The sequence below is a fragment of the Staphylococcus coagulans genome (assembly GCF_022557135.1).
In the GTDB taxonomy this organism is placed as follows: Bacteria; Bacillota; Bacilli; order Staphylococcales; family Staphylococcaceae; genus Staphylococcus; species Staphylococcus coagulans.
In genome coordinates this window covers 1337897-1350389 of sequence record NZ_CP092966.1, presented here as the reverse complement: position 1 = coordinate 1350389, position 12493 = coordinate 1337897, and the positions used below count along the sequence as shown (strand labels likewise).

Here is a 12493-nt window from a genome sequence, read left to right as displayed (position 1 = left end):
TATTTATAAATTACGGACTTATTGTACCATATAATAAGTCATGAAACACTTTCGCAATCTTATTTAGCGATTTCAATGATTTTAAGAACGTAATTTGCTAAATCATTTAAAGATTGTTTAGAAATACGTTCTTCTGTCGTGTGTATTTTTTCATAGCCGACGCCTAAAATGACAGAAGGAATACCTAATTTATTAATGATGTTGCCGTCTGAACCGCCGCCACCGACATTGGCTTGCATATCAAAGCCAAGCGCACGGGAAGCTTGTTCAGCAATTTGATACACTTTGTCTTCAGGCTGAATTCGAAAGCCTGGATAAGAGAGTGAAGTTTCAACTTCTGCATGACAATTAAATTGCTCTGCAGTCGATTGAAAGGTTTTCTCCATATGTTCGATTTGTGCATCTAATTTTTCTTTTGAATGAGAGCGTACTTCTGCCCATATATTAACGAGATCAGTGACGACATTTGTGGGACCTCCCCCTTGGAACTTTCCAATATTTGCTGTTGTTTCATGATCAATTTGTCCTAATTTCATTTGACTGATGGCTTTTGCTGCAATATTGATAGCACTAATGCCTTCATCAGGTGTGCTCGCATGTGCTTTTTTACCATGAATTGTTGCATTAACTTTTGATTGATAAGGTGCTCCAGTAGTGATATGTCCGACTGGTACTGAAGAATCAATAGCGTACCCATAATCAGCATCTAGATCCTCTTTTCGTAATGCTTTAGCCCCTACTAAGCCTGATTCTTCTCCGACTGTAATCACAAATTGAATTTGTCCGTGTGGAAGATTTTTCTCTTGAATCACTTCAAGAACTTCAAATATAACGGCTAAACCTGCTTTATCATCTGCCCCTAAAACAGTAGTTCCATCTGAATAAATAAATCCATCTGCTTTGATAACAGGCTTCACACTTCGACCTGGCTCAACAGTATCCATGTGACTCGTAAAATAAATTTTGTCATACTCTGTATGAGTGGCTGGTAATGTACAGATTAAATTATTTGCACCAAATCCTGTTTCTTGTCGTGCTTGGTCTTCAACAACTTTTAATCCCAAAGTCTCGAATTTATGTTTTAAGATGGGTTGAATGATTTCTTCGTGCCCTGTTTCAGAATCAATTTGAACTAATTCAAGAAATGTATTTAACAATCTTTCTTCATTAACCATTATGTCACCTTCCTTTTAACTTTAATGTCATTTTATCGAAAAACCCACATTATGCAAAATATCTAATTTTGAAGCATAGTTAAAATTGCTTTGGCGTTTTGAATTAATGAATGTTATAATTTCGTTATTAGTCATTGATGATAAGCGTCAACGGTATTAAGTTCATTTAATAGTGACGTATTTAACGTAAGTATCAATGAATTGGCTATTTATTGTGATGTTATCGATGGTTTTCATCGAGGGATGAAGTACAGTTGATGTCATTTTTAAAACCATGAATGTATAGTCAAATTTCGAGATGATGACTTGGAGGCGTAGATTTTGTTAAATAAAAAGGTTAGAAAAGTTTTATTAATTGTCATGCTTTTAGCAATCGTCGCGTCACTTATTTTAACAGGTGTCGCACCTTTGTTAAGTATGTAGTGGATGTTAAAAAGCTGATGTCTCATGGGGACATCAGCTTTTTATATTTCTTTTATCGAATATTTCAGGCGACTATTGAACTTCGTGGTGCATTTTTAGTGATCCAAATTTAGATTTAATCGTTAAATATTCTTCAGTATCATATAAAATTTGTATCATACTTGAGCGTGTATGAAGCTCTTCATGTGTGGTGGGTAAAGGCAATTGTTCGATTTCCAAACGAATTTGGTAAAGTGTGTGAAGGCGTAACGCTGTATAGTTATTTTCATTCACATTTTCCGCCATTTCTTTAAATAAATGAGAGACACGTGCGCTCATGACATCATCAGCATGAATATGTTCGATATGATCCTTAATCCGTTTTAAAATTTCAACTTGGTCTTCTCGCATGTCGAAATAATGATAGTAACTATTTTCATTACGTACAAAGTGATTTTTAACATCTCTAAAAGCGAGTGATTTTGCTTCTTGTATTGTTTTAGAAAGAGAAACAAATGAAACATTAGGATGATTGTTATGTTGAGCGCAGGCATCGCTGTACACATAGAAAATCCGTTTAATTTGAGATTCTATCTCCCGCTTATATTTAGATAATGCGTGATCGAGATTTGGCATAATCGTATTCATTGTAAAAGCGATGGATAAGCCAACGATTAACAATAAAATCTCATTGATTACTAGGTCAAAATTGATTACTTTTGCATTAAAAAAGTGAAGTAAAATGACAATACTTGTGACGACACCTTCTTGCATGTTAATCATTACTGTTGTAGGAATAAAAAATAAAACAATTAAGCCGAGTACCCAAGCATGTTGACCGAGTAAAGTGAAAATCGTTGCTCCAAAGGCGATAGCGATAAGACAGGAAATAAAACGAGAAACGATGGCATGTACAGAGTTCATTTTTGTATCTTTGATACATAAAACAACTAAAATAGCACTAGATGCGTAATTATCCAACCCTAAAAGCTGTGCAATGATTACACCTAGTGCCATGCCTATCGCAGTTTTAATCGTTCTTAATCCGATACGGTATGGATTTAAACGTAACATGCGACGTCACCCTACTTTTCAACACAGTAGCGATCAAACAAACGTTGCAATTGAGTGATGACATCCATTGTATCGTGCCCCTCGATTTGGTGACGTTCCACCATTTCAGTAATTTTGCCATCTTTCATCAGTGCAAAAGAAGGACTAGATGGTGCATACCCTTCGAAATAATCTCTTGCACGTTGAGTCGCTTCTTTATCTTGACCGGCAAATACTGTAACAAGACGGTCAGGCAACACATCGTAATGTAAAGCGTGCATTGCAGCTGGACGTGCAATTCCTCCTGCACAGCCACATACAGAATTCACCATGACTAAAGTTGTACCCTCTTGCTTGAAAACTTGATCCACTTCTTCTTCTGTCGTTAATTGTTCATAACCAGCATGGTCCATTTCTGAACGCGCTTGCTGAACGACATTATTCATATATAAATCAAAATTTAAATCCATTTTGACATTCCTCCATACATTAGGCTTGAACTATTTTTATTTTACTAAACGTTCATGTGGACTGCAATCATTCTATGTCCGCTTTTAATGTCGAGCAAATATTCATACATAAGGTAACCGATATGATTCCCTATATAATACATCAAAAGCAGATGTATATTTTTCATAAAAAGAAAAAGTTGAGCGCTACATGCCCAACCTTTTCTTTATGATTATTATATAAAATGCTGATGCTTTTTTAAATAACTTAAATTGTATTATCCTAGACCTAGTACAACGAAAGAATTTAGCTTGTACTATAAGATTTGAATCGTTATTTTCAGATTAATATACTTGCGTATGCTCTACAGTGTAGCTTTCAATACGTTGTTTTACTTCATTTAGGAATTGCCCTGCTTGTAAACCATCAAGTATACGATGATCTATAGATAGACAGAGATTGACCATTTGACGGATTGCAATCATATCATCAATGACAACAGGTCGCTTTACAATCGATTCCACTTGAAGTATTGCAGCTTGTGGATGATTAATAATGCCCATAGAGCTTACAGAGCCGAATGTCCCTGTATTATTGACAGTAAAAGTACCGCCTTGCATATCTTCATGAGTTAATTGATGGCGACGTGCTTTTTGCGCTAATTCATTTATTTCACGCGCAATACCTTTGATGGATTTTTCATCCGCATGATGAATAACAGGTACGAATAGTTTGTCTTCATGCGCGACAGCGATTGAAATATTCACATCTGAATGAAGAATAATTTCATCTTCATGCCACGTACTATTGAGAAGTGGATATTTTTTTAAAGCTTCAGCAACAGCTTTTACAAAAAAGGCAAAATAAGTTAAATTATAGCCTTCCTGTGCTTTAAACTGTACTTTATAGTGATTTCTAGTTTTAGTTAATTCAGTGGCATCCACTTCTACTTTCATCCAAGCATGTGGAATTTCTTGAACACTTTGTACCATTTTTTTAGCAATTTGTCTGCGTACACCGTTAATTGGAATGGTTTGTGAATGCTTGTCATGTGAAGAAACATGCGTATTTTCATGATTTGTAGCTGGCTCCTGAATGACTGGTTCTTCAACAGTCTGGTTGTGTGTTCCAGATGTTTCGGATGTTTGCGTTGCTTGAGATGCTACCCCTTGGCCGGCGATATGCGCTTCAATATCTTTCTTTGTCACACGACCTTCAAAACCAGTACCTTCTACATTTGCTAAATCAATATTATGTTCCGATGCTAGACGAAATACGACTGGTGAAAAACGGCCGTTATTTTTAACTTTAGTATCCGCTTTATCTTGATTAGAAGCTACAGATTGAGCTGCATGTATGGCTTCAGTCGATGTTGATTCTTCTTGCTGTCCAATAGATGTACTTACGGATGAATCTGCATCATGATTTACAACTTCCATTTCGCATATCACTGCACCGACTTCGATTGTTTCGCCTGCTTGTGCAATAATTTTAGTGATTGTACCAGTATATGAAGAAGGCACTTCGGCTGTAACTTTATCTGTAATGACTTCGCATAAAGGATCATATTCTTCGATTTGATCGCCTTCATTGACTAACCATTGCTCAATCGTTCCTTCATGGACACTTTCTCCAAGTTTTGGCATTTTAATTTCCATGATGATCCTCCTTAAAAGCGCGCAAGTTCACGCATTTTATTTTTTATTTTATCTGGATAAATCATAAATTCGTCTTCGAGTGGAGGCGAAAATGGCATTGCTGGCACATCAGGACCAGCAAGTCGCATAATTGGCGCATCTAAATCAAATAAGCAATTTTCAGCGATAATTGCTGCCACTTCAGATAAAATACTTCCTTCTTTATTATCTTCAGTAACTAACAAACATTTACCTGTTTTTTTCGCGCAACGGACAATCGTTTCTTGATCAAGTGGATATACCGTCCGTAAATCTACAACCTCAACATCAATATTTTCATCTTTTAATACATCAGCGGCTTGTAAACAATAATTAACTGCAAGTCCATATGAAAATACTGTAATGTCTCTACCCTCACGCTTAACATCTGCTTTGCCTAACGGTACAGTGTAAAACGTTTCTGGTACTTCCTCTTTTAATAATCGATATGCCTTTTTATGTTCAAAAAAGAGCACAGGATCATTAGCTGCGATAGAAGCAAGTAATAAACCTTTCGCATCATACGGTGTTGAAGGAATGACAACTGTTAAACCTGGTGTTGACGCAAACACACTTTCAATACTTTGGGAATGGTATAAAGCGCCATGTATGCCACCTCCAAACGGGGCACGAATTGTTAAAGGTGCGTGCCAATCATTATTAGAACGGTAACGTAATTTTGCAGCTTCACTCATAATTTGGTTTGTTGCAGGTAGAATATACTCGGCAAACTGTATTTCAGCAATCGGACGTTTGCCCATCATGGCTGCACCTATAGCTGAACCGACTATATTTGATTCAGCCAATGGTGTATCTAATACCCGATACTTGCCATATTTCTCTTGTAAACCTGCTGTAACGCCAAATACGCCTCCCTTTTTACCCACATCTTCACCTAATATAAATGTTTGAGGGTCTTGTTCTAAAGAAAGATCCAACGCTTGTTTAATTGCTTCTAAGTAAGTAATTTTAGCCATGTTTAAAGCCCTCCTTCTTCATAGACATATTGGTAAGTTTCTGATGCATCAGGATAAGGTGAAGCTTCAGCCTCTTTTGTTGCTTTATTTACAATGGCTTGATTCTCTTGCTCGATTTCATCAAACCAATCACGATCGACTAATTCATTATCGATGAGATAAGATTTGAATTTTAAATTACAATCATTTTCTTTATCTTGCGCTTTTTCTTCATTAGAACGATAACGGTCATCATCGTCGGAGGAGTGTGCTGTTAATCGTGTACACATTGCTTCAATGAGTGTAGCGCCTTCACCGTTAATCGCGCGTTCTCGAGCAGCTTTAACAGCACCATAAACCGCGATAGGATCATTTCCATCAACTGTTTCTCCAAGCATACCATAACCTTTAGCACGGTCTGAGAGTTGTTCAGCGCCATACTGCAATTCTTTAGAAACTGAGATTGCATATTTATTGTTTTCTATTAAACAAATAAATGGTAAATCGTGAACGCCTGCAAAATTAAGCCCTTCATGAAAGTCGCCTTGGTTAGAACTTCCTTCGCCAAGTGTTGTCAACGCGACCTGTTGTTTGTTATCCATTTTAAATGTCAATGCCGCACCTACAGCATGTAATATTTGAGTGGCAACAGATGAACCTTGAGACATAATCCCTACTTCTTTTTTACTAAAATGTGAAGGCATTTGTTTTCCGCCAGAGCTAATATCATCTCTTTTACCGAATGCTGATTGCATTGTTTCTAATGGAGTCATCCCTAAATAAGTAACGAGTGCGAGGTCTCGATAATAAGGGGCTGTTACATCTCCTTTTTGAAGTGCATAAGCAGTCCCAATTTGAGTTGCTTCTTGCCCTTGACAACTAATTACGAATGGGATTTTACCTGCTCGATTTAATAACCACATTCGCTCATCAAGTTTTCTTCCTAAGTCCATTGCTTGATATATTATCTTTAAATCATCAACTTCTAGTCCTAGACTTTTATAATCTTTCATATTCATTTCCCTCCTTATATCTATATATGGATAGATTGATTATTCATTTTAAGACCGAGTTCCATCATTAATTCAGAAATCGATGGGTGTGCATGTGTAGATAAGCCCAATTCTAAAGCTGAACCATTCATAAATTGTAATACGCTGAGTTCATTAATTAATTCAGTCACATGTGGACCCACGAGTGTAGCGCCAATAAAACTTTCTGAATCTTTATCAAATAAAAGTTCAGCAAAGCCCTCAGGTTGATTGGCCGATTCAATCATCGCTTTTCCGTTCGCTCTAAATGGCGCCTTAACAATTTTAAAGTTCAATCCTTTTTGTTTCGCTGTTTCTTGGTTCACCCCTATAGATGCAATTTCTGGTGATGAATAAACACACTTTGGCATTTGATTATAGTCTATTGGTAATGGATTTTCATTAAACATATGTTCAACGGCTATAACGCCTTCCCGTGCAGCTACATGCGCTAATTGTAGATGACCAATCACATCGCCTGCAGCATAAATATGTTGATCCGCTGTCTGCATCCATGCATTCGTTAAAATCATCTGCTTTTCATTTAGCTCAACCTTTGTATTGTTAAGCCCAATGTCCTGCGTATTTACACTTCTACCGATTGAAACAAGAACTTTCTCAGTAGAGAAAGGATGTTCAACATTAAAAGTTACTTTATCAGTATGAATTTCAATATCTTCCTCATTGAGTGCTGTATTTGTATAGAAAGTGACGTCCTGTTGCTCTAATTCTTTTTGAATCAGACGACTACTCTGTTGACTTTCACTAGGAAGGATTCTTGGACCTGCCTCTATGACATAGACTTTGACACCAACGCTACTCAAAAATGATGCAAATTCTAACCCTATGACGCCACCCCCGATAATCGTCATTGACTGAGGTAGTGCGGTTAACGTCATCATGTCATCACTACTTAAAATTTGTTCGTGATCAAAAGGTAAAAATGGCAGCGCCAGTGGGTTTGATCCTGTTGCGATCAGAACATAATCATTAGGTAATAATTCAGAAGATCCGTCTTCATATTCAACTGAAACTGTTCCGCTTTGCGGTGTGAAAATAGAAGCACCTAACAAGCGACCAACCCCATCAAATACATCGATTTTATGTTGCTTCATTAAACTTTGAACGCCTTGATGCATTGTTTCTACAATTCGATTCTTGCGTTCCATCACTTGTGGGAGGCTAAACTGAAATGTAGAAGGTTCCGCTTGAATCCCATATTGATCGGCATTTTGCATTAAATGATAGACTTCAGCTGATTTGAGAAAAGATTTTGTTGGGATACATCCCTTATGTAAACATGTGCCTCCAACTTTTGATTTTTCTACTAAGGCCACATTTTTTCCTAATTGACTCGCCCTTATTGCAGCAGAATAACCTGCAATGCCACCACCTAAAATAACGACATCATATTTTTCTTTTGTCATAATATTTATCTCCTATCGATACGTTTGGATTGATATTTCTTGGTTAAATGCACGTTGTGATTGGTCGGCCAACGTTGTCATTTCATGTTCTCCGGCATAAACAGAAATAGGTGCGATCCAATCTACGTAAGTTGAGATCAATTCGACGAGTTGCTCATTATAAGTCATTCCACCTGTTAAAATAATTTGATCAACTTTTCCTTTCAAAATAGCAGCACGTTCTCCAATCACTTTTGAAATTTGAATTGCCATTGCACCAATGAAAAGTCGTACTTTTTCATCCGTATCGTAAGACATCATGATTTCTTTCAAATTTGAAGTCCCAAAATACGCAGTCAGTCCAGATTCACGACTGAGAATTGCATTTAACTTTTCAGCAGATAACTGATTCCTCTCCATATAAGTTATCAGTAAATCATTCGGTATACTTCCTGCTCTATCCATAGCCATTGGTCCTTCGCCATATAGTGCTTCGTTGACATCGATGACACGACCTTGTTGATGGGCACCAATACTAATCCCGCCACCCATGTGGGCGACTATCACATGGACATCTTCATAGTTTTTATTAATGCTTTTCGCATATTTGCGAGCCATCGCTTTTTGATTGAGTGCGTGAAAAACACTGCGTCGTTGGATATCCGGTATCCCTGTCACACGTACTTCATCGATTAATTCGTCTACAACAACAGGATCAGTTGTAAATACAGGAATATGATATTTTTGACCTAAACGATAACCAATCATTGCACTTAAGTTCGCAGCATGAGCACCATAATTAAATGATTTAAGGTCGTTATACATGGCTATATTCACTTCATAGGTTCCGCCTGACAATGGCTTTAGTAAACCGCCACGACAGGCAATAATATCTATATTATCAAGTGTTTGATGATGAGATAATAAATCTTGTTCAATCAATTGTTGACGTGTTTGTTCTTGTTCTAACAAAGTTTGATTAATAACTGAACTTGAATGTTTAATATTTTCATTTAAAATACATTCATCATTACGGTAGATTGCATATTTACTCGATGTACTACCAAGATTTAAAACGAGTGTCGTTACCATAGAATACCTTCTTTCAAAACTTCAACAAATTCCATTTTATATAATGGTTGCGAAACAGAACGCTAAATAAATTTTAGCGCAACCAATATTGAGTTCACTTTATTTTCTATACTATCTGCTCTAGATGTAAGTACAATAGGAAAGCGTGCGCCTAAAATCAAGCTCGCAACTTTTGCATGGCCAAAGTAAGTAAGCGATTTATAGAGAACATTTCCTGCATCAAGACCAGGTACGATTAAGACATCAGCATTGCCAGCTACTTTCGTGTGTATCCCTTTTTGGATTGCACTTTTCTTATCAATTGCATTATCTAAAGCATACGGCCCTTCAATTAGGATATCCTCATCGATTGGGTGCGACTCATAAAATTGCTGTAATGTTTGCGCTTTTAAAGTTGAAGGGATTTTGCTACTGACTTTTTCAACGGATGATAAAAGTGCAATATTTAATGAGTCATAGTCTAGTTGTCTCGCAAAACGGACAATATTATTAATCATTGCTTTCGTATCTTCAACTGAAGGGTCGATATTTAAGGCTACATCAGAAATCATGAGTAATTTGTGATAAGTCGGTATTTCACATATTGCAAGATGATTGAGGAAAGGTTTTGAATCCACTGCATTTCTTTTTAACACTGCTGATAAAATTTGAGCAGTCGGGATTTGCCCTTTCATCAAGATATGTGCTTTTTGATGATAGAGATCGTCTAAACAGTGTTCTATTGCTTCATCTTGAGATTCAAATGTATGAATATGAATGCGTGTTAATAACTCTGGCGATAGGTCAAATGAACGTATCATCTCTGAAGCATCTTGATAATTGTATAATATAAATTCCGCTTTAGTTTTATTCAAAACTTCAACAATCACGTTGATTAATGGCTCTTCAGTTGCATTAATCATTGCAATGGTTCCACTAAAATTTTGATGTCCTTTTAGTAATGCTTTAAAATTCATATCACATCATCCTTTAAGCCTTTGATTTTGTTCTATCATTTCTTTCGCATTTTGTTTTGTAAGATCAGTCACAGTCGCCCCTGAAATCATTCGAGCAACTTCAGTAATACGAGATTCCCCGTTTAGCTCTTGTACGGTTGTCGTTGTACGCCCCTCTTTTTCTTGTTTGGAGATATATAAATGATGGTCACTCATGGACGCAACTTGTGGCAAATGAGAAATACAGATGACTTGTATCACAACAGATATTTCTTTCATTTTTTCAGCCATTTTTTGAGCGGCCTGACCTGAAACACCTGAATCCACTTCATCGAATAGAATTGCTGTTTGTCCTCTAGAACGCACAAAAATACTTTTCAATGCCAGCATAATACGTGATAATTCGCCACCACTTGCAATTTTATTTAAACTTTTTAAAGGTTCACCTTTGTTTGGACTAATTAAAAATTCAACACGTTCAAGGCCTTCTTTTTGTGGTTGGTCGTATGGCTTAAATGATATTTCGAGATTTGCGTCCTTCATTTGTAAATTCTGTATTTCATTAACAATCCGATCTCTCAGTTGTCGGGCGACAAGTCTTCTTTCTTTGGACAAAACCTGACCATGCTCAATTAACTGAGCAGATAACTGCTTTATCTCATTTCGTAATTGTGAAGTGCTTTCTTCGTAGTTTTCAATCTTATCAATTTCCTCAGCGATTTTAGATTGATACGTGATTAACTCAGAAATGTCCTTTCCGTATTTTCTTTTTAAGTTGTTTAATAAATTCATACGTGATTCAAGTTCATTTAAATATTGCTCGTCGAAATCAGTTCGATTAATTTCATCATAGATCTGATGTTTTGCATCTTCTAAAGTATAGTAGAATTGGTCGACATCTTCTTTCAGTTTTTGAAATGTTTCTGGTAATATCTCATCAATTGTCTGCAAATGTGTGCTTAATGTATAAAGTCTATCAGGGATTGCTTGTTCGTCGGTCAACGTTTCATAAGCCGCATTAAGTGCAACACTTAAGTTTTCTGAGTTTTGAATTCGCTTAATATCAATTTCTAATTGTTCGATTTCGCCTTCTTTTAATTGGGCTTCTTTTAATTCGTCATATTGAAATTTCATTAAGTCCAGACGTTGTAACAAAGCTTGGTCTGCAGATTCAAGTGCTTCAAGCTCTTTAATTTTTGAGTGATGTTGATTAAATGTCTCTTCATATTGACTTAATGCTTCTGCATATTGTCCGTCTGAATAGCGATCAAGTAATTCGATATGATATTTTTGTTTAAGTAAAGTTTGAGTTTCGTGTTGTCCATGAATATCGAGCAGTGCCTGCATCACTTTCCTCAAATCTTGTAGCGTTACGGTTTGATTATTGATGCGGCAAATACTTTTACCCGAACTAAATATTTCACGTTTTACAATTAAGAAGTCTTCATTAATATCAATACCCAGCGCATTTAATTCTTGTATTGCCTCTTCAGCGTGATCAATATCGAAAATGCCTTCAATAATCGCTTTTTTCTCACCGTGTCGGACAAAATCGGACGATGCGCGCATACCAATTAATTGACCAATAGCATCGATAATAATTGATTTACCTGCACCTGTTTCACCACTTAATACTGTAAGTCCGTCTGAAAATTGAATATCTAGCGTTTCTATTATTGCAAATTGTTTTATAGAGAGACTTTGTAACATCTAACATCCACCCTTATAACATATTGAATATTCTTGCCTTAATTTCATCTGCCGATAAATGGTCTTTACAAATAATAAGGCATGTGTCATCTCCACAAATCGTCCCTAGAACTTCTTCCCAATCAATTTGATCGAGAATGGCACCTATTGATTGCGCATTACCTGGTAACGTTTTTAATACTAACAAATTGTTTGCACTATCAATTTTTACAAATGAATCCATAAGATAACGACCCAGCTTTTCTAAAGGATGATAGCGTCGGTCGTTAGGTAAGCTATAAATATATTGACCACTAGCGGCTGGAACTTTAATCAGTTGAAGTTCTTTAATATCACGAGACACAGTGGCTTGTGTTACATTCATTTCATAATCATTTAAGCGCTTTACAAGTTCGTCTTGTGTTTCAATTTGTTCATTAGAAATAATTTCTCTGATTTTTATATGTCTCACAGATTTTTTAGGCATATTTGACACCTCATAACGAATATTTATACATTGATTTTACCATAATCTTATATGATTTACCTAATCAAGACATGCGTAAGTATAGTCATTTATGCATACTAAGAATAACAAAAAGGGGTTGAGACTTCTTGGCGTCCCAAC

Annotated in this window: 12 protein-coding genes; 1 reads left to right on the top strand and 11 read right to left on the bottom strand. The window is 36.3% G+C overall.

What is annotated here, in order from left to right; genetic code table 11:
- Positions 1 to 59: 59 nt before the first annotated feature.
- A complete protein-coding gene (locus KM149_RS06405) occupies positions 60 to 1175 on the bottom strand; it encodes a tripeptidase T (RefSeq protein WP_182280389.1) in 1116 nt (371 codons plus the stop codon).
- Positions 1176 to 1496: 321 nt separating this feature from the next.
- On the opposite strand from KM149_RS06405, the gene prli42 reads away from it, so the two are divergent.
- Positions 1497 to 1598 carry a stressosome-associated protein Prli42 gene (gene prli42, locus KM149_RS06400; protein WP_155976431.1) on the top strand — a complete coding sequence of 34 codons (102 nt, stop codon included), beginning with the start codon at positions 1497 to 1499 and terminating at the stop codon, positions 1596 to 1598.
- 72 nt (positions 1599 to 1670) lie between these two features.
- On the opposite strand, the gene KM149_RS06395 is transcribed toward prli42, so the two are convergent.
- From KM149_RS06395 to ahrC, 10 genes are all read right to left on the bottom strand, one after another.
- The gene (locus KM149_RS06395; RefSeq protein WP_103356223.1) at positions 1671 to 2651 is read right to left on the bottom strand and encodes an aromatic acid exporter family protein; all 981 of its coding nucleotides are present in this window, start codon (positions 2649 to 2651) and stop codon (positions 1671 to 1673) included.
- An 11-nt stretch (positions 2652 to 2662) separates the two neighbouring features.
- Complete coding sequence (gene brxB, locus KM149_RS06390) at positions 2663 to 3100, bottom strand: bacilliredoxin BrxB (RefSeq protein ID WP_016425141.1); 438 nt, start codon at positions 3098 to 3100, stop codon at positions 2663 to 2665.
- Positions 3101 to 3424: 324 nt separating this feature from the next.
- On the bottom strand, positions 3425 to 4738 hold the full coding sequence (locus KM149_RS06385; protein WP_214969872.1) for a dihydrolipoamide acetyltransferase family protein: 1314 nt from the start codon (positions 4736 to 4738) through the stop codon (positions 3425 to 3427).
- 11 nt (positions 4739 to 4749) lie between these two features.
- A complete protein-coding gene (locus KM149_RS06380) occupies positions 4750 to 5733 on the bottom strand; it encodes an alpha-ketoacid dehydrogenase subunit beta (RefSeq protein ID WP_241415191.1) in 984 nt (327 codons plus the stop codon).
- Positions 5734 to 5735: 2 nt separating this feature from the next.
- A complete protein-coding gene (locus KM149_RS06375; protein ID WP_281060238.1) occupies positions 5736 to 6725 on the bottom strand; it encodes a thiamine pyrophosphate-dependent dehydrogenase E1 component subunit alpha in 990 nt (329 codons plus the stop codon).
- 20 nt (positions 6726 to 6745) lie between these two features.
- Positions 6746 to 8170 (bottom strand): dihydrolipoyl dehydrogenase, encoded by a 1425-nt coding sequence (gene lpdA / locus KM149_RS06370; RefSeq protein WP_241415190.1) that lies wholly within the window; start codon positions 8168 to 8170, stop codon positions 6746 to 6748.
- Between the two features lie 12 nt (positions 8171 to 8182).
- Complete coding sequence (buk, locus tag KM149_RS06365; RefSeq protein WP_241415189.1) at positions 8183 to 9241, bottom strand: butyrate kinase; 1059 nt, start codon at positions 9239 to 9241, stop codon at positions 8183 to 8185.
- 62 nt (positions 9242 to 9303) lie between these two features.
- On the bottom strand, positions 9304 to 10197 hold the full coding sequence (locus KM149_RS06360; RefSeq protein WP_241415188.1) for a phosphate acyltransferase: 894 nt from the start codon (positions 10195 to 10197) through the stop codon (positions 9304 to 9306).
- A 6-nt stretch (positions 10198 to 10203) separates the two neighbouring features.
- On the bottom strand, positions 10204 to 11886 hold the full coding sequence (gene recN, locus KM149_RS06355) for a DNA repair protein RecN (RefSeq protein ID WP_182280393.1): 1683 nt from the start codon (positions 11884 to 11886) through the stop codon (positions 10204 to 10206).
- A 13-nt stretch (positions 11887 to 11899) separates the two neighbouring features.
- Entirely contained in the window at positions 11900 to 12352 is a 453-nt protein-coding gene (gene ahrC, locus KM149_RS06350; protein WP_050330830.1) for a transcriptional regulator AhrC/ArgR, read from the bottom strand.
- Positions 12353 to 12493 lie beyond the last annotated feature (141 nt).